Annotated in this window: 26 protein-coding genes; 4 read left to right on the forward strand and 22 right to left on the reverse strand. The window is 72.9% G+C overall.

All coding sequences use genetic code 11. From position 1 onward, the window contains the following. Positions 1-15: 15 nt before the first annotated feature. Both JT362_RS21385 and JT362_RS21390 read left to right on the forward strand, forming a co-directional pair. Entirely contained in the window at positions 16-1176 is a 1161-nt protein-coding gene (locus JT362_RS21385; RefSeq protein ID WP_260193314.1) for a DUF8814 domain-containing protein, read from the forward strand. 30 nt (positions 1177-1206) lie between these two features. After that, positions 1207-2082, forward strand: coding sequence for a 1,4-dihydroxy-2-naphthoate polyprenyltransferase (locus tag JT362_RS21390; RefSeq protein ID WP_260193315.1), 876 nt, complete (start codon positions 1207-1209; stop codon positions 2080-2082). A 9-nt stretch (positions 2083-2091) separates the two neighbouring features. Here the strand turns inward: JT362_RS21390 and cds1 are convergent, their stop codons facing one another. Genes cds1 through JT362_RS21405 form a run of 3 tightly spaced genes read right to left on the reverse strand, consistent with a single transcriptional unit; the run spans position 2092 to position 3918 of the window. Further along, positions 2092-3183 (reverse strand): L-cysteine desulfhydrase Cds1, encoded by a 1092-nt coding sequence (gene cds1 / locus JT362_RS21395; protein WP_260193317.1) that lies wholly within the window; start codon positions 3181-3183, stop codon positions 2092-2094. After that, positions 3183-3452, reverse strand: coding sequence for a DUF4229 domain-containing protein (locus JT362_RS21400; RefSeq protein ID WP_311202736.1), 270 nt, complete (start codon positions 3450-3452; stop codon positions 3183-3185). Before JT362_RS21400 ends, cds1 begins: the two co-directional genes overlap by 1 nt. Then, complete coding sequence (locus tag JT362_RS21405; protein ID WP_260193320.1) at positions 3442-3918, reverse strand: Lrp/AsnC family transcriptional regulator; 477 nt, start codon at positions 3916-3918, stop codon at positions 3442-3444. The genes JT362_RS21400 and JT362_RS21405 overlap by 11 nt, the downstream gene beginning before the upstream one ends. Positions 3919-4066: 148 nt before the next feature. Here JT362_RS21405 and JT362_RS21410 point away from each other — a divergent pair, with 148 nt between their 5' ends. Both JT362_RS21410 and JT362_RS21415 read left to right on the forward strand, forming a co-directional pair. After that, positions 4067-4282 (forward strand): BldC family transcriptional regulator, encoded by a 216-nt coding sequence (locus JT362_RS21410; RefSeq protein WP_260193321.1) that lies wholly within the window; start codon positions 4067-4069, stop codon positions 4280-4282. A gap of 91 nt (positions 4283-4373) precedes the next feature. Next, positions 4374-4613 (forward strand): hypothetical protein, encoded by a 240-nt coding sequence (locus JT362_RS21415; RefSeq protein ID WP_260193322.1) that lies wholly within the window; start codon positions 4374-4376, stop codon positions 4611-4613. Here the strand turns inward: JT362_RS21415 and JT362_RS21420 are convergent. The 19 genes from JT362_RS21420 to JT362_RS21510 form a co-directional block, all read right to left on the reverse strand. Further along, entirely contained in the window at positions 4610-6211 is a 1602-nt protein-coding gene (locus JT362_RS21420) for an AAA family ATPase (protein WP_375546542.1), read from the reverse strand. The genes JT362_RS21415 and JT362_RS21420 overlap by 4 nt on opposite strands. 147 nt (positions 6212-6358) lie before the next feature. After that, complete coding sequence (locus JT362_RS21425; protein ID WP_260193845.1) at positions 6359-7099, reverse strand: hypothetical protein; 741 nt, start codon at positions 7097-7099, stop codon at positions 6359-6361. A gap of 101 nt (positions 7100-7200) precedes the next feature. Continuing rightward, on the reverse strand, positions 7201-8160 hold the full coding sequence (gene ccsB, locus JT362_RS21430) for a c-type cytochrome biogenesis protein CcsB (protein WP_260193324.1): 960 nt from the start codon (positions 8158-8160) through the stop codon (positions 7201-7203). Then, positions 8160-9695, reverse strand: coding sequence for a cytochrome c biogenesis protein ResB (gene resB / locus JT362_RS21435; protein ID WP_260193817.1), 1536 nt, complete (start codon positions 9693-9695; stop codon positions 8160-8162). Before resB ends, ccsB begins: the two co-directional genes overlap by 1 nt. Before the next feature lie 38 nt (positions 9696-9733). Beyond that, complete coding sequence (locus tag JT362_RS21440) at positions 9734-10552, reverse strand: cytochrome c biogenesis CcdA family protein (protein ID WP_260193325.1); 819 nt, start codon at positions 10550-10552, stop codon at positions 9734-9736. Between the two features lie 63 nt (positions 10553-10615). Continuing rightward, positions 10616-11194, reverse strand: coding sequence for a TlpA family protein disulfide reductase (locus JT362_RS21445; RefSeq protein WP_260193327.1), 579 nt, complete (start codon positions 11192-11194; stop codon positions 10616-10618). Then, positions 11191-11799 (reverse strand): histidine phosphatase family protein, encoded by a 609-nt coding sequence (locus JT362_RS21450; RefSeq protein WP_260193818.1) that lies wholly within the window; start codon positions 11797-11799, stop codon positions 11191-11193. The genes JT362_RS21445 and JT362_RS21450 overlap by 4 nt, the downstream gene beginning before the upstream one ends. A 20-nt stretch (positions 11800-11819) precedes the next feature. Beyond that, the gene (hemL, locus tag JT362_RS21455) at positions 11820-13118 is read right to left on the reverse strand and encodes a glutamate-1-semialdehyde 2,1-aminomutase (RefSeq protein WP_260193329.1); all 1299 of its coding nucleotides are present in this window, start codon (positions 13116-13118) and stop codon (positions 11820-11822) included. Between the two features lies 1 nt (position 13119). Further along, positions 13120-13467, reverse strand: a complete 348-nt coding sequence (locus tag JT362_RS21460; protein WP_260193330.1) for a hypothetical protein — start codon at positions 13465-13467, stop codon at positions 13120-13122. Between the two features lie 13 nt (positions 13468-13480). Then, complete coding sequence (locus JT362_RS21465) at positions 13481-14035, reverse strand: hypothetical protein (RefSeq protein ID WP_260193331.1); 555 nt, start codon at positions 14033-14035, stop codon at positions 13481-13483. 28 nt (positions 14036-14063) lie between these two features. Beyond that, positions 14064-14516, reverse strand: a complete 453-nt coding sequence (gene mce1N, locus JT362_RS21470; RefSeq protein ID WP_260193332.1) for a transport-regulating membrane protein Mce1N — start codon at positions 14514-14516, stop codon at positions 14064-14066. Positions 14517-14617: 101 nt separating this feature from the next. Next, positions 14618-15196 carry a hypothetical protein gene (locus JT362_RS21475; protein ID WP_260193334.1) on the reverse strand — a complete coding sequence of 193 codons (579 nt, stop codon included), beginning with the start codon at positions 15194-15196 and terminating at the stop codon, positions 14618-14620. A 22-nt stretch (positions 15197-15218) separates the two neighbouring features. Further along, entirely contained in the window at positions 15219-16190 is a 972-nt protein-coding gene (gene hemB / locus JT362_RS21480; protein ID WP_260193336.1) for a porphobilinogen synthase, read from the reverse strand. Between the two features lie 9 nt (positions 16191-16199). After that, on the reverse strand, positions 16200-17744 hold the full coding sequence (locus tag JT362_RS21485; RefSeq protein ID WP_260193337.1) for a bifunctional uroporphyrinogen-III C-methyltransferase/uroporphyrinogen-III synthase: 1545 nt from the start codon (positions 17742-17744) through the stop codon (positions 16200-16202). Between the two features lie 22 nt (positions 17745-17766). Next, positions 17767-18732: a hydroxymethylbilane synthase gene (hemC, locus tag JT362_RS21490; protein ID WP_260193338.1), complete on the reverse strand. Its 966-nt coding sequence runs from the start codon at positions 18730-18732 to the stop codon at positions 17767-17769. Beyond that, positions 18729-20033, reverse strand: coding sequence for a glutamyl-tRNA reductase (locus tag JT362_RS21495; RefSeq protein WP_260193339.1), 1305 nt, complete (start codon positions 20031-20033; stop codon positions 18729-18731). Before JT362_RS21495 ends, hemC begins: the two co-directional genes overlap by 4 nt. 70 nt (positions 20034-20103) lie before the next feature. Further along, entirely contained in the window at positions 20104-20841 is a 738-nt protein-coding gene (locus tag JT362_RS21500; protein ID WP_260193340.1) for a redox-sensing transcriptional repressor Rex, read from the reverse strand. Between the two features lie 228 nt (positions 20842-21069). Then, a complete protein-coding gene (locus tag JT362_RS21505) occupies positions 21070-22569 on the reverse strand; it encodes a molybdopterin-dependent oxidoreductase (RefSeq protein ID WP_260193819.1) in 1500 nt (499 codons plus the stop codon). An 86-nt stretch (positions 22570-22655) separates the two neighbouring features. After that, the gene (locus JT362_RS21510; protein ID WP_260193341.1) at positions 22656-22907 is read right to left on the reverse strand and encodes a glutaredoxin family protein; all 252 of its coding nucleotides are present in this window, start codon (positions 22905-22907) and stop codon (positions 22656-22658) included. Between the last annotated feature and the right edge of the window lie 39 nt (positions 22908-22946).

Raw genomic sequence — 22946 nt, forward strand, 5'->3', positions numbered from 1 at the left:
CTTGCCTTGACCGGCATGAAGCCAGTCCTGGTCATGATCCTGACCGCTTGGCTACTCGGCCCGGCGGCGACGTCGGCACCGGCGGCCGCCGAGGGTGGCCTGCGGGTCGACCTCGACCGCGAGTCCGCGTCGACCAACGTCGTGGCGACCGACGAGCTGCGGCTGAGCGCGGCGGCCAACCGGATGGAGTCGCTGCGCACCGGGTTCGCGGTGTACCGGCTGCCAGTCACCCGCCCGGCGAACACGTTCGAGGCAACGGTGGACAGCACGGTGCCACCGGACGCCCGCCTCGCCGTCGACGTACGCGCCCGGCACGACGGGCAGTGGTCCGAGTGGACCGAGATCCGCCCCGACGCGCCCACGACGCTCCCGGCCGCCTCCGGCACCGTCGAGGTCCGGGTGATGCTGATCGCCCCGGACGGAACGGCGTCCCCGGTGCTGCGGTCGCTGACCGTCACCCCGTCGCGGACGGCGGCCGCGCCGGCCAGGGCGGCCGGCCCGGTCTCGTACCGGGTGTTCGCCACCCGCGAGGGCCTGGTCGGCGGCACCACGGCGAACGGGCACGTGATCACCCGGCGGGACCACTTCGTGGCGCTGCCGTCGCGCCGTGGCCTGTCGCGGGACCGGTCCGGCGAGTACAGCGTGCGGGTGTGCGCGGCGAACGGCCGGTGCGAGTGGGCGCCGGTGTGGGACGTCGGCCCGTGGAACACCCGCGACGACTACTGGAACGAGCGCCGCGAGCAGTGGCGCGGCCTGCCGAGGGGGCTGCCGCAGGCGCAGGCGGCGTACCAGAACGGGCACAACGGCGGGAAGGACCAGTTCGGCCGGCAGGTGGCCAACCCGGCGGGGATCGACCTGGCCGACGGCACGTTCTGGGACGGGCTGCGGCTGCGGAACAACGCGTGGGTGACGGTGACCTACCTGTGGACCGGTGGCGGCCCGGCGGGTCGGGTCGACACGCACGGCACGCCGCTGAACGTGCGCGAGCGCCCGACCAGGCACTCCCCGAACGTCGGGTTCGCGGCGGAGTACGCGCGGGTCGGGATCCAGTGCTCGGTGCGCGGTGACCACGCGGAGGGCACCCAGGGCCGGACGAACGTCTGGTACCGCCTGGCCCCGGGGAAGTTCGTGTCCGCCGCGTGGGTCGCGGGTGCCGCCGGGGTGCGCGCCTGCTGATCGGCTCGGCTGATCGGCGATGATGGGCGCATGGTCGCCACCGCCGCCCAGTGGGTACAGGGAGCTCGGGTCCGCACGCTGCCGAACTCGGTGGCGCCGGTGATCGTCGGCGCGGGGGCGGCGGGGGCGGTCGAGCGGTTCAACTGGTGGGCGTCGCTGCTCGCGCTGGTGGTGGCGCTGGCGTTGCAGGTGGGGGTGAACTACGCCAACGACTACTCCGACGGCGTACGCGGAACGGACGCCGAGCGGGTCGGCCCGCTGCGCCTGGTCGGTTCCGGGCTGGTCACGCCGTCGGCGGTGAAGCGAGCGGCGTTCACGTGCTTCGCCGTGGCGTGCGCGGCGGGTCTGGTGCTGGTGGCGCTGACCGGCCTGTGGTGGATGGTGGCCATCGGGGCGGTGTCGGTGGCCGGGGCGTGGTTCTACACCGGCGGGTCGAGGCCGTACGGCTACTCGGGCTGGGGCGAGGCCGCGGTGTTCGTGTTCTTCGGCCTGGTTGCGGTGCTGGGGACGCAGTACGTGCAGGCGGAACGGGTGACGTGGCTCGGGGTCGCCGGGGCGGTGGCGCTCGGCGCGTTCTCCGCCGCCGTACTGGTGGCGAACAACCTCCGCGACGTCCCCACCGACCGCACGACGGGCAAGCGCACCCTGGCGGTCCGCCTCGGCGAGGAACGGACGCGGGTGCTGTACGTGGCGCTGGTGAGCGTGCCGTTCGCGGTGGCGGCCCTGGCCGCGGTGGCGACGCCGTGGGTCCTGGTGACCCTGGCGGCGGCGGTACTGGTGGCGCCGGGGGTACGCATCGTGCTCGCCGGCCGGGAAGGACCGGCCCTGATCCCGGTGATCCAGTCCACCGGCCTGGCCATGCTGGCCTGGGCACTCCTCGCCGGCACCACCTTCTGGCTCGGGTGACCGCTTTGCTCAGGCGGGCCAGGAGCCGGTGGTGAGGAAGTCTGCCACGCTGGTTCGGTGGGGGGTCAGGTCGAGGTTGTTGGTGGCGAGCCAGGTGTCGTCGTAGTAGGTGTTGCCGTAGCGGTCGCCCGCGTCGCAGAGGAGGGTGACGACGCTGCCGGAGCGGCCCGCCGCTCGTAGTTCGGCCACGAGTTGGAACGCGCCCCAGAGGTTCGTGCCGGTGGAGCCGCCGACGCGGCGGTTGAGGATCGGTTCCACGGCGTGGATGGTGGCCAGGGACGCCGCATCCGGCACCTTGATCATGCGGTCGATGACCTGGCCGATGAAGGACGGCTCCACCCTCGGCCTGCCGATGCCTTCGATGCGGGAGCCATGGCACGCGGTCAGCTCGGGCTCCGAGTCGCGCCAGGCGTCGAAGAAGACGGAGTGTTCGGGGTCGACGACCGCCAGCCTGGTGCGGAGTTGGCGGTAGCGGATGTACCGGCCGACGGTCGCGCTGGTGCCGCCGGTGCCGGCGCCGACGACCACCCACTCGGGCTCCGGATGCGGTTCCAGGGCCATCTGCTCGAAGATCGACTCGGCGATGTTGTTGTTGCCGCGCCAGTCGGTCGCGCGTTCGGCGTGGGTGAACTGGTCCATGAAGTGGCCGTTCAGCTCGTCGGCCAGGCGGTGGGACTCGGCGTAGAGGCGGCTCGGCTCGTCGACGAAGTGGCAGCGGCCGCCCTGGCGTTCGATGAGGTCGACCTTTTCCGCACTCGTCGTTCTGGGCATCACGGCGATGAACGGGAGGCCGAGCATTCTGGCGAAGTAGGCCTCGGAGACCGCGGTCGAACCGGAGGACGCCTCGATGACGGGGGTGCCTTCGACGATCCAGCCGTTGCACAGCGCGTACAGGAACAAGGACCTGGCCAGGCGATGTTTCAACGAACCGGTGGGGTGCGTCGACTCGTCCTTGAGGTACAGGTGAACGTTCCACTCTGGCGGCAGCGGGAACGGGATCAGGTGCGTGTCCGCACTCCGGTTGGCGTCCGCCTCGATGACGCGGACGGCCTCGTTCACCCACGTCCTGGTCTTCTCGCAGCACCGGTCTACGGCGGACATCAGTCCTCGTGCTCCTCGCCGCGCAGTTGGGCGCGCAGCCGGTCGCGTTCGGCGTCCCGGGTCTCGCCGCGTTTGGCCAGGCCGGTGGTGACGCGGCGGTTGAGGTCGCGGAACAGCAGCAGGCCGAGCGGGAAGCCGACCACGACCGCCACCGCCAGGCTCACCAGCAACGGCACCTTGAACGCCATCAGCACCAGCGCGACCACCACCACCAGGCCGATCCGCACCAGCGTGTACAGCGCCAGGTCGCGCCGCAGCTCACTCGTCATCCCCATTCACCTCCGCGTCCGCCTCGGACGTGTTCGGCCGGCCCTCGAACCGGGTCGACAGCACCAGCGTCGTCCTGGTGCGCGCGACGCCGCCGATACGCCGGAGGCCGCCCAGGGTGTGCTCGAGGTCGTCGACCGTCGCCACCCGCACCTTGACCACGAACGACTCGTCGCCGGCCACCCGATAGCACGACTCGACCTCCGGCAGCTGCGCGAGCGCCGCGGCCACGTCCTCGTCGTCGGCCACGTCGGTCGAGTGGATCCCGATCAGCGCGGTGACCCCGAGACCGACCGACGACGGGTTCACCACCGCGTGGTACCCGGTGATCACTCCGGTGGCCTCGAGCTTGCCGACCCGCTCGTGCACCGCCGACGCGGACAGGCCGATCTGGCGCCCAAGCTCGGCGTAGGTCGCCCGGCCGTTCTCGCGCAGCGCCGCGATGATCCTGCGATCGACGATGTCCACGACCGCGAGCCTATCGGCCGGCCCGGGACGCCCGAACCAGCCGTTTTGTCCCTTACTACCTCTTTACCATCAGACAACCGTTCGAGTACCCGACGGGCGAGATGACACGATTGCTCCCGTCCGGTTCCTGCACGACAGAGGAGGACTCGTGACCGCAGCACACGTCGGCGAACGACTGCTGACCCCTGGCGAGGTCGCGGCGCTGTTCCGCGTCGACCCGAAGACCGTCACCCGCTGGGCCACGGCGGGACGCATCGGCTCCATCCGCACTCCGGGCGGTCACCGGCGCTTCCGCGAGTCCGAGGTGAAGACCCTGCTCGCCGAGCTGACCACCGAGGCCACCAAGGGCGACGGGCCGGCATAACGCGACTCACAGTCACCACCCGCACCCTGGCCCCCCGCAAACGGGACAAACGGGTTAATCTCGGTGGAGAGAACTCCCGGGAGGTGGCACGATGCTCTACCTGCTCGCCGCGATCGGTGCGATCTGCGTCGCCGTGCTGTTGTGGCGGGCGTTCGTGTCGAACTCCGTCGAGCAGGGCGAACGCCGTCCGGTTCGACCGATTCGACCAATGCGCCCCGCCCGTCCGGCCCGTCGGGCACCCATCGCGCCCGACGACGACCCGGACTTCCTGCGCAAGCTCGGTGAGCGCAAGCCGCCGGCCGACCCGGACGGCAAGCAGCCGCCGGCCTAACGCATGTAGGTGAACTCGCTGGGGAACGCGTCCGCCACGGTCGCGGCCAGCTCCAGCAGCGCGAGCCGGGTCGGCGCGGCCAGCCGGTCGAGCTCGATCTCCGCGCCCTCCTCGAGGTGCGGGTCGAACGGGATCCGGCACACCGCCCGGCAACGCGCGCCGAAGTGCTGCGCGAGCTTGTCCAGGTCGACCGACCCGGAGCCGGGACGCACCGAGTTGATCACCGCCACCGAGCGGGACACCAGGTCGCGGTAGCCGTGCACGTCCAGCCAGTCGAGCGTGGCCGACGCGCTGCGGGCGCCGTCCACCGACCCGGACGAGACGATGACCAGCGAGTCGGCGATGTCCAGCACGCCCTTCATCGCCGAGTGCATCAGGCCGGTGCCGCAGTCGGTGAGCACGATGTTGTAGAAGTGCTCGAGCAGCGCGACCGTGCGGCGGTAGTCGTCCTCGCTGAACGCCTCGGACACCGCCGGGTCCTGCTCGCTGGCCAGCACCTCGAGCCGGCTGGGGCCCTGTGAGGTGTAGGCGCGGATGTCGCTGTACCGGTGGATCCGGTCGGCGTCGCGCAGCAGGTGCCGGACGGTCGCGGTGGTTTCCAGCGGGATCTTCTGGCTGAGCGTGCCCCGGTCGGGGTTGGCGTCCACGGCGATGACGCGGTCGCCGCGCAGGGACGAGAACGTGGAGCCGAGCGTGGTCGTCGTGGTGGTCTTGCCGACGCCGCCCTTGAGGCTCAGCATGGCGATCTTGTAGCAGCCGCGCAGGGGCTGGTTGACCCGCCCGATCAGCTCGCGGCGGTGCACGTCGGCCGGGCTCTCGCCGACGTTGATCAGGTGCCCGGAGGCCACGTAGACGGCCTTGCGCCAGCCGGACTGGGGGCGGCGCTTGGCCTGCTTGATCAGCTTGGCCGAGGACAGCTCGTCGGACTTGCCATGACGGGGCTGTTGGGGTTGCTGCGGCTGCTGGTACTGCTGCTGGGGGTACTGCTGCTGGCCGTAGCCGGGCGGCGGGACCGGCTGCGGACCGGAGGGCGTGGCCTCGGCGTAGCCGGGCTGGACCGGCTGCGGGCCGGACGGGGTGACCTCGGCGTAGCGCGGGCCGGACGTCGAGGGGTCGCCGTACTGGGGGCCGCCCTGGTGCGGGCCGGAGGCCGAGGGGTCACCGTACGGGTGGGAGCCGGAAGCGGCGGGGTCGCCGTACTGGGGGCCGCCCTGGTGCGGGCCGGAGGCCGACGGGTCGCCGTACTGAGGGCCACTCTGGTGCGGGCCGGAGGCCGCAGGGTCACCGTACGGGTGCGGGCCGGAGGCGGCGGGGTCGCCGTACGGGTGCGGGCCGGAGGCGTTCGGGTCGGCGTACGGCTGGGGGCCGGACGGGGTCGGGTCGGTGTACTGCGGCTGCGGGTGCCCCTGGGTCGGTCCCGGCTGGGCCGGGTCGGGATGCCGGGCCGAGTCCGTGCGCACGTCCTCGTCCAGGTGTGACCGTGGGCCGAAGTCCTGCTGGTCCGACCCGCCTTCGGCGCGAGCCCGCTGACCGGGCGGCAACCAGGAGAAGTCCTGGCCCACTCCAGCCGTGTCCGGCTCGCCTTCGCGCCCACTCACCGCTGGGTTCCTCCCTGAAAAGACTGCCCGAGACCGCCTCCGGACGCGACGGTAGTCGCAGGGCGGAGACAGCGTCGACACCGGGGGCCACCGGTGTTCGCACCAGCAACCGTGCCGGGTCGGCCGGGCCGGCCTCTCAGCGGATCCCTACTTGCCGACCAGGTCGGCCATCGGGTCGTCGATCATCGTCATGGCCGGGCGGTCGCCCGCGCTGAGCAGCCCGGTGACCGGGGACAGCACGTCGCCGACGGTGTCGGTGACCGGGTCGAGGATGCCGCCGACGGTGTCGGTCACCGGGGTCACGATCTGCTCGACCGGGCCGGGCCGCGGCTCCGGCGCGGGCTCCGGGGCGGGCGGCGGCGGCGTGGGCTGGGGTGCCGGCTGCGGTGCGGGAGCGGGGGCCGGGGCGGGCGCGGGCTGGGGTGCGGGGGTGGTGATGTCACCGCCGCTGCCGCCGCTGCCGCCGTGAGCGCCGCTGGGCGCCTGGCGGTCGGGAGCCGGGGTGACCGAGCCGACCGGCTTCGGCGCCGGCTTCTCGGCGGGCTTGCGCTTGTCGGAGTCGGCTTCCCGGTCGGGCGGGGCGACGGCGGCCGGGCCGCCGATGTCGTTCGGGTTGTTGCCGGGCGACGCGGGGGCGTGCTCCGGCGCGGCGTGGTCGGTGGCGAGTGGCACGCCGTTGTTCAGGCCGAGCGCGCCGGCCGCGAACGTGCCGGCGACGAGCAGCGCGCCGGCGGCGACCCCGAAGGTCCACTTGCGGCCGGTGCCGGTCTCGTCGACCTCGTCGGCCGGATCGGCGTAGGTCCGGGGAACCCCTAACGGGTGCTCGCGACGTAACCGTCGCTCAGCCGGAACGCGATCGTGACCACCATAAGCAGCTGCGTAACTCAATTGCACCCTCCTGGCCTGTAAGCCTCACCCACAAGGGTGATCTTGGCGAACCCCGGTGGCGGAGAGTACTGATCCTTTGGCGGCTTGTCCAACCGGACTGGTCAGCCGTTCGCGTAGGAGTGCAGGCCCGCGACGACCAGGTTGATGAAGAACAGGTTGAACACCATCACGGCGGCGCCGAGGATGTTGATCGCCGCCGCGCGGCCGCCGCGCCAGCCGGCGGTGGCCCGCGAGTGCAGGTAGGCGGCGTAGACGATCCAGGCGACGAACGCCACGACCTCCTTGGGGTCCCAGCCCCAGAACCGGCCCCAGGCCGACTCGGCCCAGATGGCGCCGAAGATCACCCCGGCGGTGTAGATCGGGAACGCGAACACCGTGGTGCGGTAGGCGACCTGGTCGAGCACGTCGGCGGCGGGCAGCCGGCCGGCCCACTCCGGCTTGCGCACCTTGATCAGGTACAGCACCGACACCACCCCGGGCACCAGCACCATCCCGCTGCCCAGCGCGATCGAGACGACGTGGATCACCAGCCAGTACGACTGCAGGGCCGGCTGCACGGGAGCGGCCTCGGTGTAGAGGACAACGCCGCCCAGGAACATCAGCACGATCACCGGCAGCAGCACCCACACCGACAGGTGCTGGATCGCGAACCGGCGCAGGATCACCAGCCAGGTGATCACCGCGGCCAGGCACAGCGTCGCGCCGTACTCGTACATGTTGCTCCACGGCACCCGCCCGGTGGCGAACCCGCGCAGCACCAGCGCGGCGACGTGCAGGCCGACGCCGAGCACGGTCAGCGCGACCGCCATCCGCCCGAACCGGCGAGCCCGCTCGGCCCGCCCGGACGTGGCAGGTTCCGGCCGCTCCGGCGGCTCCGGCGGCTCGACCGGGGCGCCGGCGCCGACGAGCTCCCGCGTCCGCTCCGTCCGCTCCGCCTGCCGGGTGCCGTGCCGGCCGAACGCCTGGTCGACCAGGGAGAACAGCATCGCGAGCACGTACACGCCGACCGCGGAGCCGTAGCACCAGTCGCTGTAGGTGGAGAGCGTCTCGTCGACCGGCATCAGGTCTCCCTCCCTGCGGGGACGCGCTCGGCGTCCTCCGGTTCCGGCTCCAGCAGGTCGTCGGCGATCCGGCCGAACTCCTCGCCGTAGCCGGCCTGGTCGGTGCGGGCGAGGCCACCGAGCACGACCACGGTACGACCGGTGCCGTCGTCATCGGTAATCGGGGTCGCGCGCACCCAGACCCGCCTGCGCTTGATCGTCAGCGACGTGACCAGCCCCAGGACCAGCGCGACCGCGAACCCGAGCACCCACACCTGGGTCGGGTCGTGCGAGACCTGGAGGTAGGCGAACCGCTCGACGCCGTCGAAGTGGACCACGGTGCCGTCGTCGAGCCGGATCTCCTCGCCGGGGCGCAGGTTCTCCCGCGCCACCCGCTCCAGCCTGCCCTGGTCGACCATCCGCTGGTCGATCTCGAAGATGGACTGGCCGCGGCCGGAGTTCGTGCCGAGGTCGCCGCGCATCACGTCGACCGCCACGGCCGGGTCGCGGGCCTCCGGGAACGCGGAGGCGAGCACGTTGCCCTGCAGCACGGCCGTCGGCGCGAACAGGCCGGTGACCGCGATCTGCTTCTCCCGCCGCTCGGCCGGGTCGGTGATGCCGGGCGGGTCGAACTTGGTCGCGCCCTCGGAGAGGTAGGTCTGCAGGTCGACCGGGCGCCACTGGATGGTCTGGGTGCGCTGCTCGCCGTTCGGGAAGGTGACGGTGAAGGTGGGTGCGTAGCCGTTGCCGAGCAGGTAGACCCGGTCGCCCGCGATGCGCAGCGGGTCGTTCACCTCGAGCGCGTAGGGCCGCCAGGTGCCGGTTTCGAGGTCCTCGCCGGTCTGGTACTCGATGTCGGCGCGGAAGTAGTCGGCCGCCCCGGACGGGAGGAAGTTCGCGGTGAAGTCGTTGACCCGGACGCAGAACTGGGTGAGATCGGTGCCGTCGACGCGCAGGCCGGGCTGGAAGCTGTCGTAGGCGTAGGTACCGGAGTTGCAGAACTCGGAACCGTCGGCGAGAACGATGACCTGGCCCTCGTACTGGTACATCTTGCCGAGCGCGAGCGCCCCGATCAGGCCGAGCATGGCGAAGTGGAACACCAGGTTGCCGGTCTCGCGCAGGTAGCCGCGCTCGGCGCTGATGCTGCGGGCGCCGTCGTCCTCCTCGCGCTCCGTCAGCCGCCAGCCCCGCAGCCGGCGGCGGGCGCCGGCCATGACCTCGGTGACGCCGGCGTCGGTGCGGCCCTCGCGGTGGTGCGGCAGCCGGGCGAGGTTGCGCGGGGTGAGCACCGGCTTGCCGCGCAGGGCCTTGGCGTACTCGAAGGTGCGCGGGACGAGGCAGCCGATCAGCGAGACGAACAGCAGCAGGTAGATCGCGGAGAACCAGACGCTGGCGTAGACGTCGAAGAAGCCGAGCCGGTCGAGCAGGCGGCCCCACCAGCCGTTGGCGGCGATGTAGTCCTCGACCGCGCCGGCGTTGAGGTCGCGCTGCGGCAGCAGTGCCCCGGGCATCGCGGCGAGCGCGAGCAGGAACAGCAGGATGAGCGCGGTGCGCATCGAGGTGAGCCCGCGCCAGGTGTTGCGGAGGAACGCGATCACAGCGGGAGCTCCGTGTCCCTGATGAAGGTGATGCGCAGCCAGGACGTGAGCTCGCCCCACAGCCCGGTGACCAGGAGCACGCCGACGACGAACAGGAGGACTCCTCCGACGAGTTGGATGGTGCGGCTGTTGCGGCGCAGCCAACCGCTGGTGCGGACCGTCCACCTGGCACCGAGCGCGATGACCAGGAACGGCAGCCCGAGGCCGACGCAGTAGACGAGGGTCAGTGCGTACCCGCGGACCGCGGTGCCGCCGCTGCCGAGGGCCATGGCCATCACGCTGGAGAGCGTCGGCCCGAGGCAGGGCGTCCAGCCGAGCCCGAACACCGCGCCGAGCAGCGGCGCGCCGGCGAGCCCGAGGCGCGGTACCCGGTGGACCCGCACGTCCCGCTGCAGCCACGGCACGAGCCCGACGAACACCAGCGCCATGCCGATGGTGACCACGCCGCCGATGCGCTGGAGCAGGTCCTGGTTGACGAACAGGGCGTCGGCCAGCCAGACGATGCTGCCGATCGTCCCGACGAACACGACGGTGAACCCGAGCACGAACAGCCCGACCGCGCCGACGACCCGCCACCGGGTGACCGGCTTCTCGGTGACCGGCTTCTCGGCGACTGTGGTGGTCGCCCCGGTCCCGTCCTTCGCGGGCACCGTCACCGGCGGCGCGTCCGCACCGACGAGCGCGGCGAGGTAGGCCAGATAACCCGGCACCAACGGCACCACACACGGCGAGGCGAACGAGATGATCCCGGCGAGCAGCGCGACCCCCGCGGCCAGCAGCAGCGGCCCGTCGTAGGCGAGGGCGGAGGGGTCCACGCGCTCAGGGTAGGCACCGCCCCCGACGCCCCGACCGGCACCTCCCCGCCGACGTGGCGCGCGCTACCCGTTCTTCTCGGCGAGCAGGCGGTCGACGACCGGGAGCAGGTCCTCGGCGAGGAGGCTCTGGAGGTACACGGCGGCGACGCGGTGCTGGGAGTCCAGGACGATCGTGGACGGGACGATCGAGCGGGGGTAGCCCTTGAGGGCGAACAGGGACCGGCCGGCGAAGTCGTAGATCGACGGGTAGGTCAGGCCGGTGTCGCGGACGAAGTCCTGCGGAGCGGTGCGGTTCCCGTCGCGGACGTCGATGCCGAGGACGGTGACGCCCTGGTCCTTCCTGAGCTCGTAGACCTCCTGCAGCTCGGGGGCCTCGACCCGGCACGGCGAGCACCACGAGCCCCAGATGTTGAGCACCACGACGTCGCCGGCGAAGTCGGACACCGAGATCCGCTCGCCCTCGTTCATCAGGTCCTCGCCGGACATCTCGGGGATCTGTTGGCGCTCGTCGGGTTCGTAGAAGATCTCCGTCTGGCCGCCCGGCGAGACGAACTGGAACTCGGCGCCGCCGACGCCGGCGTCGGCTCCGGAGGTGCACGCGCTGACGACGAGCAGCACCGCGGCGAGCAGCAGGGCCCTCATGCGCCGGTCACCTTCGGGCTGGACGCGCCGGCCGGCTCGGAGTAGCGGATCGCGATCAGGCGCTCGCCCTCGAACATCAGGCTGGTGATCGACGCCAGCGAGCATTGGCGCCGCCTCGGGTCGTGCCAGAGGCGTTTGCCCTCCAGGAACCGGCGCAGGGTCCAGATCGGCAGCTGGTGCGACACGCACACCGCCTCCCGGCCCTCGGCGCGGTGCCGCGCCCGGTGCACCGCACCCAGCATCCGGTGCGCGATCCGCAGGTACGGCTCGCCCCAGGACGGCAGGAACGGGTTGTGCAGCTGGGGCCAGTGCCTCGGCGAGCGCAGCGCCCCGTCGCCGACCGCGACGCGCTGGCCCTCGAACTTGTTGTCCGCCTCGATCAGCTGGTCGTCGGTGGCCAGGGTGAGCCGGTGCGAGTCGGTGATCGGGCCGGCGGTCTGCTGGGCCCGCTCCAGCGGGGACGCCACCACGTGGGCGACGTCGTTGCCGGACAGGTGCTCGGCCACGATCAGCGCCTGCCGCCTGCCCAGTTCGGACAACCCGAACCCGGGCAGCCTGCCGTACAGGATCCCCGTCGGGTTCTCCACCTCCCCGTGCCGCACCATGTGCACGGTCGTGCGCTCGCTCACATCTCCCCCTCGGCCGCGGCCGCGGCGGCCGCGGGTAACGCCGCACCGATGATCTCGAACGCCTCGTCGTCCATGGCCGCGTTGACGAACCACGCCTCGAACGCGCTCGGCGGGGCGTACACGCCTCGGGCCAGCAGGGCGTGGAAGAACGCGGGGTACCGGTCGGTCGCGGACGCCTTGGCGGCGGCGTAGTCGCGGACCGGGTCGGCGGCGAAGAACACCGACAGCAGGTTGCCGGCGAACTGCACCCGGTGCTCGACGCCGGCCGCCGACAGCGCCGAGGTCAGCAGCGCCCCGACGCGGGTCGAGTTCGCGTTCAGGGCGGTGTAGACGTCGGTGGTGGCCGCGCGCAGCGACGCCAGGCCGGCGGCGACCGCCACCGGGTTCCCGGACAGCGTCCCCGCCTGGTACACCGGGCCGGCCGGGGCGAGCGCGGCCATCACGTCGGCCCGGCCGCCGAACGCCGCCGCGGGCAGGCCGCCGGACATGACCTTGCCGAACGTGTACAGGTCACCGGCGACCGCGTCGATGCCGTACCAGCCGGCGGCCGACACCCGGAAGCCGGTCATCACCTCGTCCATCACCAGCAGCGCGCCGTGCTCGTCGCACAGTGCCCGCAGGCCCTCGTTGAACCCGGGCTCGGGCGGCACCGCGCCCATGTTGCCGGCCGCGGCCTCGGTGATCACCGCGGCGATCTCGGCGCCCTCGGCGGCGAACACCTCGCGCACGGCCGCCAGGTCGTTGTACGGGAGCACCACCGTGTCGGCGGCGGACGCGCCGGTCACGCCGGGGGTGGTGGGCAGGCCGAGCGTGGCCACCCCGGAGCCGGCGTCGGCGAGCAGGGCGTCCACGTGGCCGTGGTAGCAGCCGGCGAACTTGACGACCTTGCGCCGGCCGGTGAACCCGCGGGCCAGCCGGATCGCGCTCATCGTGGCCTCGGTGCCCGAGTTGACCAGCCGCACCTGGGCGACCGGGGCGACCCGGCCGATCAGCTCCTCGGCCAGCTCGATCTCGCCCTGGGTGGGGGTGCCGAACGACAGGCCGGCCGATGCCGCCGAGCGCACCGCCTCGACCACGGCCGGGTGCGCGTGCCCGAGGATCATCGGGCCCCACGAGGAGACCAGGTCGACGTACCTCGTGCCGTCGGCGTCCCACAGGTACGGGCCGTCGCCGCGGACCATGAACCTCGGGGTGCCGCCGACCGCCTGGAACGCGCGCACCGGGGAGTTCACCCCGCCCGGAATCACCGCCCGCGCCCGGTCGAACAGTTCCGCCGAGCGCCGTGCGGACGTCACCTCAACCACGAGCCACCTTCGCCGATCGTCTCGGTCGCGGCCTGGTCCGGACCGCGAGCACCACCTGCCGCACCGCGTCCACCAGCAGCAGCGCGGCGAGCGCGCCGAGGCCGATGGCGGCGGCCAGCCAGTTGCCTGAGGTCCGCTCCGAGGTCAGCTCGGTGCCGTCGCGCGCCACGGTGACGATCGTCGCGAACCCGTTCGGCCACGCCCACCACACCGCGGCGGCGACCAGTCCGGCCGCGGCGAGCAGCTCGGCGAGCGCGACGGCGGCGCGGGCCGGGCGGTGCAACCTGGCCGGCTCGGTCGGCGGCGGCGCGACCAGCTCTTCTGCGGGCGGTGCGGTCACGGATCCAAGCCTCTCATGCCCGGAAGCCGCGCCGGGCGAGGCGACGCTTCTTGTGCTCGACGAAGTACCGGGTGGACTCCGGGCGGAACATGTAGATCACCGCCGTGACCGCGAACGCGACCTCCGCGAGGCTCCAGATCAGCTCGAGCGCGGCGCCGCTGGCGGCCATCGCGTTGAGGAAGCCGACCACGCCGACGAACGCGAGCACGGTGATCAGGATCCTGGCCCAGTTGCGGCCGGCGCGCATCTTCAGCGCGAACAGCAGCGACAGGCCGAGGAACACGAGGATGCCGAGCACCATGGCGACCCGGAACGTGCCGACCGCCTGCGCCACCTCGGCGTCGCCGTCCGGCAGGCCGGCGCCGGAGAGCATGTCGCGGACCAGCAGCGCGAGACCCTCGCTGTCGAACAGCACGGTGACCACCGTGGCGATGGCGCCGATCGCGGCGCCGGCGAGGCTGGCCTGGAAGGCGGTGTCGATCGCCTTCGGCCGGGGGATCTCGGCGGACTCGTCGTCCCGCACCGGGGGCGCCGGTTCCAGGTGGCCGTCTTCGTGGGGGTTCGACACACCTCCATTGAACATGACGCCGATCCGTTCAGGTGGGGTCGGGTTCGACCAGCCGGCGCAGGGCGTCGCGCAGGCCGTCGTCGTCACGTGCCCAGGCCAGGGCCACCGATCCGTCGGTGAGGCGGACCGGGACGGCCTCGGTCTTGCGCGGCACGGTCCAGCCGCCGCCGAGGACCTTCGCACCGGCCGGGGTGCCGACGTCGGTGACCGCGGCGATCTCGGCCACCCGCACGTGCTCGCGGCCCTGGGTGAGGGTGCCGGTGGTGAGCCGCACCAGGTAGACCCTGCGGCGGGCGGACACCCACACGGCGGCGCCGCCGCCGAACACGGCGGCCACCACGATCCACGGCAGCCAGTTCACCGGGCCGGTCGGCGCCTCCAGCACGACGCCGACGGCCGCGAACAGCGGGCCCCACAGCACCGGCCACCAGCTGGAGCCCGCCTCGGCGAACAGGACCGGCTCGTCCGGCTCCCCGGTCACAGTCCCGCCTCCCCGGAATTCATCCCTGTTGGTCGCGTTCGGCCCGGTGGCTTCGGCCTGGTCACGTACTTGTGGTCAAGTGCGGTCCGAAGGTGGGTGTCTTACCTGAACTGCTGCCGTGGCGGGTAGTAGGTGCGGGCCGCCGGCAGGTGGTACAGGGCGACGCCGATCGCGGTGACCAGGGCGGCGAGCTGGCCGAACAGGGTCGGCACCAGCAGGTAGTGGAAGAGCACGACCATCACGGTCGCGATCGTCACGAACATCCTGGCGCGGCGCTGGCCCTCGCGGGCCTTCCAGCCGAACAGGGCCTGGAACGCGCCGAAGATCACGTTGATGATGATCAGCGTCCAGAGCGCGTTGGTGACGATCTGCTCGGCCTCGACGCGGGTCAGCTCCCCGTCCAGCTCCAGCTGGTTCTCGACCAGGACATCCCGGTTGACCAGCAGGTAGATCGCGCCGAGTACACCGATCACGACGCCGATGACGACCAGGTAGAAGCCCCAGCGGACGACGCCGGGCGGCGGGTTGCCGGTGGTCTCCGCCGCCGCCTCGCGGGCGGTGGGCATGATCGGCTTCTTGGCGGGGCGGGCCGCCGGCCGCTTGGCCGCCGGCTTCTCCGGTGTCTTCTCCACCGGGGGCTCCGGGGCCTCGTCGGGGTCCGAATTGCCTGGCTTGGTCACGGCGCGCAGGTTACCCGCGCGGTCACCGCAGCCAGCGGGCGGCCTCGACGGCCCAGTAGGTCAGCACTATGTCCGCGCCGGCGCGGCGCAGCGAGGTCAGCGTCTCCAGCACGGCCGAGCGCCGGTCGAGCCAGCCGTTGGCCGCGGCGGCCTCGACCATCGCGTACTCGCCGGAGATCTGGTAGGCCGCGACCGGGACGTCGCTGATGTCGGCGACCGCGCGGATCACGTCGAGGTAGAGCATCCCGGGCTTGACCATCACCAGGTCGGCGCCCTCGTCGAGGTCCAGCCGCACCTCGCGCAGCGCCTCCCGGACGTTGCCGGAGTCCTGCTGGTAGGTCTTGCGGTCGCCGGTGAGCTGGGACTCGACGGCGTCGCGGAACGGGCCGTAGAACGCCGAGGAGTACTTCGCCGAGTACGCCAGCACGCCGACGTCGGAGCGGCCGTGCCGGTCGAGCGCCTCGCGGATCGCGCCGACCTGGCCGTCCATCATCCCGCTCGGGCCGAGCAGGTGGGCGCCCGCCTCGGCCTGCGCGAGCGCCATCTCGCCGTAGACCCGCAGGGTGGCGTCGTTGTCGACGTTGCCGTCGGCGTCCAGCAGCCCGCAGTGGCCGTGGTCGGTGAACTCGTCCAGGCACAGGTCCGACATCAGCACGGTCTCGTCGCCGAGCTCGTGCCGCAGGTCGCGCAGGGCCACGTTGAGCACGCCGTCCGGGTCGAGCCCGCCGGAGCCGGTGGCGTCCCGGGTCTCCGGCACGCCGAACAGCATCAGCCCGCCGACCCCGGCCTGCACCGCCTCGACGGCGGCCTTGCGCAGGCTGTCCCGGGTGTGCTGGACGACGCCCGGCATGGTCGCGATCGGCGTCGGCTCGGTCGCGCCCTCCTTGACGAACATCGGCAGCACCAGCTGGTTCGGCCGGACCGTGGTCTCGGCGACCAGCCGGCGCATCGCCGGGGTCGTGCGCAGCCGGCGGGGCCGGTGGCTGGGAAACATGCGCGCCTCCTAGCGGCGGGCTCGCTTCGTCTTGCGGGGCGGCGGCAGCGCACCCTCCGCGCGGAGGCGGGCGGCGTGCTCGGCCAGGGCGTCCACCAGGGTCGGGATCTGGGGGTTCTCCGGCTGGACGTCGACGCGGAGGCCGAACTCGCGGGCGGTCTCCGCGGTCTTCGGGCCGATGCAGGCGACCAGCGTGCGGGTGTGCGGCTTGCCGGCGATGCCGACCAGGTTCCGCACGGTGGACGACGAGGTGAAGCACACCGCGTCGAAGCCACCCGTCTTGATCATCTCTCGGGTCTCGGCGGGCGGCGGCGCGGCACGCACCGTCCGGTACGCGGTCACGTCGTCGATCTCCCAGCCGCGCTCGCGCAGGCCGGCGGCCAGGGTCTCGGTGGCGATGTCGGCGCGCGGCAGCAGCACCCGGTCCACCGGGTCGAGGATGTCGTCGTAGGGCGGGAACACCTCGAGCAGGCCCTCGCTGGACTGCTCCCCGGTCGGCACCAGCTCGGGGATGATCCCGAACGAGCGCACCTTCTCCGCGGTCGACTCGCCGACGCAGGCGATCTTCACGCCGGAGAACGCGCGGGCGTCCAGGCCGAACTCGGCGAACTTCTCCCACACCGCGCGCACGGCGTTGGTCGAGGTGAACACCAGCCACTGGTACCGCCCGTCGACCAGGCCCTTCACCGAGCGCTCCATCTGCGCCGGGCTGCGCGGCGGCTCGACGGAGATCGTCGGCACCTCGGACGGGATCGCGCCGTGCAGCCGCAGCCGCTCGCTCATCTCCCCCGCCTGGTCCTTGGTGCGCGGCACCAGCACCCGCCACCCGTACAGGGCGCGGGACTCCCACCAGGACAGCTTGGTCCGCCCCGACACCGCCTGGCCGACGGTGACCACCAGGTTGCCGGCGATCTCCCCGGCGTCCTGCGCCAGCGAGGCCAGCGTGGTGTCCAGGGTGCGCTGGCCGGAGCCGGTGCCGTCCGCGGTGACCGCGACCGGGGTCTGCGCCGCGAGCCCGTGCTCGACCAGGGCCGAGGCGGCCTCGGCGAGGTGGCTGGAGCTGGCCAGCATGACGATCGGGCCGGGGGTGCGCGCCAGACCGGCCCAGTCGACCTCGCCGCGCACGTCGACCACGGCGTGCGCGGCGCCGAGCGCGATGCCGGCGTAGGCGGGCACCGCGGTCGCGGCCGGCACGCCGGGCACCACGTCGAACGCGGCGCTGGTGCGGGCCACCGCCTGCGCCTCGGCGACCAGCGCGGAGTGGGTCAGCGGGTCGCCGGAGACCAGGCGGAGCACGACGCGGCCCGCCTTGGCCTCGGTCACCAGGTCCTTCGCCACGTCGGCCGGGTCGCCGACGGCCGGGCGGACCTCTGGCTCGCCCTCGACGCCGCTGCCGGCGAGCTCCAGCACGCCGGCCGGCACGTCGGGGTCGGTCACCACGAGCTCGGCCCTGGCGAGCAGTTCCCTGGCGCGGACGGTGAGCAGCCCCGGGTCACCCGGACCGGAGCCGACGAACGCGATACGACCCGAGCTGTTTCGGGTACGGGTGGTCATCTCTTGGCCACTTCCTATCGGACTACTGCTCGGGGCCGGACAGCACGCCGGCTCCGAGCTCGAGCAGCTCGGCGGCCACGGCACGCCCCAGCTGCTCACCTTCGGTCAGGTCACCGGTGGCCGAGGCCCGGAGCAGGTCGACGGCGGTCCCCGAGAGGTCGCCGTCGGCGGTCCAGTTCGCGGCCGCGACCCCGCGCAACGACAGGCGCTGTACCACCCGGTCGTCACTGTCGAGGTCCTCGACCACGTCGGCCAGTGCGCCAACCGGGGCATTGCAGCCGGCCTCGAGCGCGGCCAGCAAGGCGCGCTCGGCGGCCACCGCGACCCGGGTGGCTTCGTCGTCCACGACGGACTGCAGGAGGTGCTCGGTGTCGACGTCGTCGACGCGGCACTCCACCGCGAGGGCACCCTGCGCGGGGGCCGGCAGGACCTGGATCGGGTCGAGTACCTCGGTGATCTCGCCCAGCCTGCCGAGCCGGGCTAGCCCGGCCCTGGCGAGCACGACCGCGTCGAGCTCGCCATCGGTCACCTTGCGGATGCGGGTGTCCACGTTGCCGCGGATCGGCACGATTTCGAGTCCCAGGCCCAGGGCCTGGAGCTGCGCGACCCGGCGCGGGGCGCCGGTGCCGACGCGGGAACCGGGCGGCAGCTCGCCGAGCGTCAGCCCGTCCCTGGCCACCAGCGCGTCCCGGGGGTCGACGCGCGGCGGCACCGCGGCGAGCGACAGTCTCGGGTCGGGCTTGGTCGGCAGGTCCTTGTAGGAGTGCACGGCCACGTCGACCGTGCCGTCGGCGAGCGCGTCGCGCAGCGCCGAGGTGAACACGCCGATGCCGATCTCGGCGATCGGCGCGGACGAGCGGTCACCGGGGGTCTCCACCGTGACCAGCTCGACCTTGACGTCGTCCGACTCGAGTTGTTCGGCCACCGTGGCGGTCTGGGCGAGGGCGAGCGTGCTGCCCCTGGTGCCGATGCGGATCGTGCGGGTCACCGGTGTTCACCGTCCGTCGTGTTCGTGATCGCCGCCGGCGCCGTCGGGTCGAGCCCGAACAGCTCGCGGAGCGCCTCGGCGTACTCGGCGCCGCCGGGGCCGGAGGCCAGCTCCTTGACCCGCACGGTCGGCGTGTGCAGCAGCTTGTCGACTACCCGGCGCACGGTCTGGGCAACCTCGCCGCGTACCCGGGCGTCCACGTCGGGCAGCCGCGAGTCCAGGCGCAGCAGCTCGGCGTCGACCACCTCGGCGGCCCGGCGGCGCAGCGCGGTGACGGTCGGGGTGACCTCGGCGGAGCGCTGGGTGGCGAGGTAGCCGCGGACCTCCTCGGCGACGATCTCGCCGGCGCGGCGGGTGTCCAGCCCGGCAGGCGAGTCGGCCAGCCGGCGCTGCAGGTGCTCCAGGTCGACGATCGTGACCAGGTCGAGGTCGCCGATCGCGGCGTCGACGTCGCGGGGCAGGCCGAGGTCGCAGACGACCAGCGGCCGGGTGCGCGGGCGGACCGCGTCCAGCTCGACGACGGTGCCGGTGGCGCCGGTGCAGGCGACGACGAGGTCGGCGGCGGCGACGTGGTCGGCCAGGTCGCCGAGGCCGACCGAGGTGGCCGGGACACCGGCCGCGCGCTGGAGTTCGGCGAGCCGCGCGCCGGTGGCCTCGGTGCGGTTGGCGACGACGATCTCCCCGATGCCGGCGCGGCGCAGCGCGGCGGCGGCGAGCCCGCCCATCGAGCCGGCGCCGACGAGCAGCGCGGTGCGGCCGGCGAGCCCGTCGAGCAGCCGGTCGGCGTCGGCGAGCGCCTCGGAGACAACGGAGCCGCCCGCGGCGTCCAGGCCGGTCTCGGCGTGCACCCGCTTGCCGACCCGCAGCGCGCGCTGGACCAGCTCGTGCATGGTGCGGCCGACGGTGCCGGCCTCGCGGGCGGTGCCGTAGGCGTTGCGGACCTGGCCGAGGATCTGCGACTCGCCGACGACCATGGAGTCCAGCCCGGCGGTGACCGAGAACAGGTGCTCGACCGCGGCGGCCGCGTAGTGCACGTAGAGGTGCTCGTACAGCTCGGCGGTGTCCAGCCCGGAGTGCCGGCCGAGCACGTCGACGATGTCCGCGAGGCCGCCGTGGAAGGCCTGCACGACCGCGTAGACCTCGACCCGGTTGCAGGTGCTGACCAGGGTGGCCTCGACGACGTTGGACCGGTGCATCAGCTCGTCGAGGATCTTGCCGACCTCGTTGGCCGGCACGGTGGCGCGTTCCAGCACGCGCAGGTCCGCCGACTGGTGCGAGAGCCCCACGGCTATGACACTCACGACGCCCCCTCGCAGGCTCGGTCGCGCCGGTCGCGGTCGCCCTGTGACATGGATTCGCTCGCAAGCTCGCTCATCTGCGGACCACCACCCCGTTCGGCGCGTTCCCGTTGACCCGTTGGGCCGGGGTGGCGTCGGCGTCCGGGGCGTGGTCGGCGCGGCGGGCGACGTGGAAGGACAGGATCTGCAGCTCCACCGCGAGGTCGACCTTGCGCACCTCGACCGTCTCCGGGACCTGGAGCACGACCGGGGCGAAGTTCAGGATGCACTCGACGCCGGCCTGCACGAGCCGGTCGCACACGGCCTGCGCGGCCGGCGGCGGGGTGGCGATGACGCCGATCGTCACCTCGCGCGCGGCGCAGACCTTCGGGATGTCGTCGATGTGGTCGACCGGGATCCCCCCGACGGGCACGCCCATCAGGTCGGGGTCGACGTCGAACAGCGCGGTCACCGGGAAGCCCCTGCCTGGGAATCCGCCGTAGTTTGCCAGTGCGTGTCCGAGGTTACCGATGCCGACGACGGCCACGCTCTGTTCACGGGTGAGTCCGAGCACACGCTCGATCTGGTCGACCAGCACCTCGACCTCGTAGCCGACGCCGCGGGTGCCGTACGAGCCGATGTAGGACAGGTCCTTGCGCAGCTTCGCCGAGTTGACGCCGGCCGCGCCGGACAGCTCCTCGCTGGACACGCTGGCGACGCCCTGCTCCCGCATTCCGGAGAGAACCCGCAGGTAGACGGCGAGCCGGGCGACGGCGGCCTCGGGGATGGCCCGGGCGCGGTCCCGCAGTCCGTTGCCGTTGATGGTCGGCATCGGAGTGGTGATCTCGGCCGCGTTCTCGGCAGGCGCGCGGGGTGTTCTACCGGCTGCGTCGGACTGGCCACGCTGCGCCACGCTGACACTCCTTGAAAGACTCGCCCCTGGGATGCGCCTAACGGTAGCCGCTTGTGAACGCAGGCACAAAGTCGCCGGTTAGGGGCCTTTCCTGGCACGTCCACCCCCTGTCTACTACGGCCGGCTCGCATCCGGGTGGAGGGGGTCTTACCGGCTGGTGACGGTGATCGTGTGCCACCCGCTGGCGCCGTTCGGAGCGGGCGGGGCGAACGCGTCGGTCTGGGTCTCGCCGTTCCGGTCGGTGGCGCGCACCGCGATCCGGTGCTCGCCGGGCGGCAGGTCCACGGTGGCGCGCCACATCCGCCAGGTGTTCCGGCCGACCTCGGCGGCGAGCCGGGCGTCCCGCCAGTCGCCGCCGGAATCGACGTCCACCGCGACCTCGACGCGGTCGATGCCGACGGCCGGGGCCCAGGCGACACCGGCGACGGTGACCGTGGTGCCGGTGGTGTCGCCGTCGCGTGGGGTGTCGATCCGGGACTGGGTCTTCACCGGGCCGAGGGCCGACCAGCCGCGCGGGATCCAGTAGCCCTGCTCGGCGGCGAACGTGGTCAGCTCCAGCTCGGTGAGCCATTTGGTGGCCGAGACGTACCCGTACAGGCCGGGCACCACCAGGCGCGCGGGGAAGCCGTGCTCGACCGGCAGCGGCTCGCCGTTCATGCCGATCGCCAGCAGCGCGCCGCGCTCGGGGTCGAGGACGGCGTCGACCGGGCTGCCGGCGGTGAAGCCGTCGACGCTGGTGGACAGCAACTGGTCGGCCTCGGGGCGTACGCCGGCCTCCAGGAGCACGTCGCGCAGCGGGACGCCGATGAAGTTCGCGGTGGAGACCAGGGAGCCGCCGACCTCGTTGGACACGCAGGCCATCGTGATCGTGCGCTCGACCAGGGGCCGCTCGCGGATGGCGGCGAAGTCGAGCTCCAGCTCGCGGTCGACCAGGCCGTGCACGCGCAGCGACCAGCCGTCGGCGGTCACCCGGGGGACGGTCAGCGCGGTGTCGATGCGGTAGAAGTCGCGGTTGTCGGTGAGGAAGCTCACCGTGCCGGGGAAGTCCGCGCCGGCCGGGATCGGCGGCGCGGGCTCGGCGACCCGCAGCCGGCCGACCGCGCGCCGGGACGCCTCAACGTCGACCCGCGAGCCGAACGCCTGGCCGACGCCGCCGAGCACGCCGGCGCCGACCGCGACGCCGGCGGACAGCCGCAGGAAGTCGCGCCGGCCGGTGCTGGTGACCGGGTCGGCGCGCTTGTGCAGGAGGTTGAAGGTGCCGACGCCGGCCAGCAGGCTCGCCGCCGGCGCGAGGATGCCGAGCTGGCCGAGGTCGGGGCGGGTGAGCACGGCGACGAACCCGACGACGCCGAGCGCGCCGGCGACCAGCAGGCCGGGCCATGGCCTGGTCCGGGAGAGCAGGCCGGCGGCGACCGCGCAGCCCAGGATCACGAGCGTGACGCCGAGGAACAGGACGAGCTTGTCGGCGGTGCCGAAGGTGTCCTTGGCCCACTCGGTGACCGGGTGCGGGCTCAGGTCGCGCACCCAGTTCCCGACCGCGAGGAACGGCGAGGCGGGCGGGCCGACGAACCCGGCGACCAGGTGCCCGGCGGCGAGCGCGGCCCCGAGCGAGACCAGCGCGACGGCGATCGCGCGACCGCGGCTCATCCGAGCCGTTCCGGTGTCGAGTTGCACGCTCTCCACGGTCGTCCCGCGCGGTGGGCGGCGGCAACCGGATCGGGCTTACGGATCGGTTACCGGGCCAGGGCGGCGCGGAACCGGTCCTCCTCGACACGCCAGTACCCGTGCTGGGCGCCGTCGATCAGGATGACCGGGACGTAGTCGCCGTACTCGGCACGCAGCTCCGGGTCGCCGTCCACGTCGGTGGTGGTCCACTCGACGCCCAGCTCGCCGCAGATCCGCGCCACGTCGGCCTCCGCGGCCTCGCACAGATGGCATCCCTGCCGGGTGATGACGGTCACTGTCACATTGGTCGCTTCGCTCATCCGCTAAGCCGCCGTCTTCCCTCGTCACGTGCTCGGCGC

This window comes from Actinophytocola gossypii, from assembly GCF_025165815.1.
Taxonomy (GTDB): domain Bacteria; phylum Actinomycetota; class Actinomycetes; order Mycobacteriales; family Pseudonocardiaceae; genus Actinophytocola; species Actinophytocola gossypii.

Coding starts and splice junctions, on each gene's coding strand:
- JT362_RS21385 (WP_260193314.1), top strand. CDS start 16: ATGAAGCCAGTCCTGGTCATGATCCTGACCGCTTGGCTACTCGGCCCG.
- JT362_RS21390 (WP_260193315.1), top strand. CDS start 1,207: ATGGTCGCCACCGCCGCCCAGTGGGTACAGGGAGCTCGGGTCCGCACG.
- cds1 (WP_260193317.1), bottom strand. CDS start 3,183: ATGTCCGCCGTAGACCGGTGCTGCGAGAAGACCAGGACGTGGGTGAAC.
- JT362_RS21400 (WP_311202736.1), bottom strand. CDS start 3,452: ATGACGAGTGAGCTGCGGCGCGACCTGGCGCTGTACACGCTGGTGCGG.
- JT362_RS21415 (WP_260193322.1), top strand. CDS start 4,374: ATGCTCTACCTGCTCGCCGCGATCGGTGCGATCTGCGTCGCCGTGCTG.
- ccsB (WP_260193324.1), bottom strand. CDS start 8,160: ATGCCGGTCGACGAGACGCTCTCCACCTACAGCGACTGGTGCTACGGC.
- resB (WP_260193817.1), bottom strand. CDS start 9,695: ATGCGCACCGCGCTCATCCTGCTGTTCCTGCTCGCGCTCGCCGCGATG.
- JT362_RS21445 (WP_260193327.1), bottom strand. CDS start 11,194: ATGAGGGCCCTGCTGCTCGCCGCGGTGCTGCTCGTCGTCAGCGCGTGC.
- JT362_RS21450 (WP_260193818.1), bottom strand. CDS start 11,799: ATGGTGCGGCACGGGGAGGTGGAGAACCCGACGGGGATCCTGTACGGC.
- hemB (WP_260193336.1), bottom strand. CDS start 16,190: ATGTTTCCCAGCCACCGGCCCCGCCGGCTGCGCACGACCCCGGCGATG.
- JT362_RS21485 (WP_260193337.1), bottom strand. CDS start 17,744: ATGACCACCCGTACCCGAAACAGCTCGGGTCGTATCGCGTTCGTCGGC.
- JT362_RS21500 (WP_260193340.1), bottom strand. CDS start 20,841: ATGCCGACCATCAACGGCAACGGACTGCGGGACCGCGCCCGGGCCATC.
- JT362_RS21505 (WP_260193819.1), bottom strand. CDS start 22,569: ATGAGCCGCGGTCGCGCGATCGCCGTCGCGCTGGTCTCGCTCGGGGCC.
- JT362_RS21510 (WP_260193341.1), bottom strand. CDS start 22,907: ATGAGCGAAGCGACCAATGTGACAGTGACCGTCATCACCCGGCAGGGA.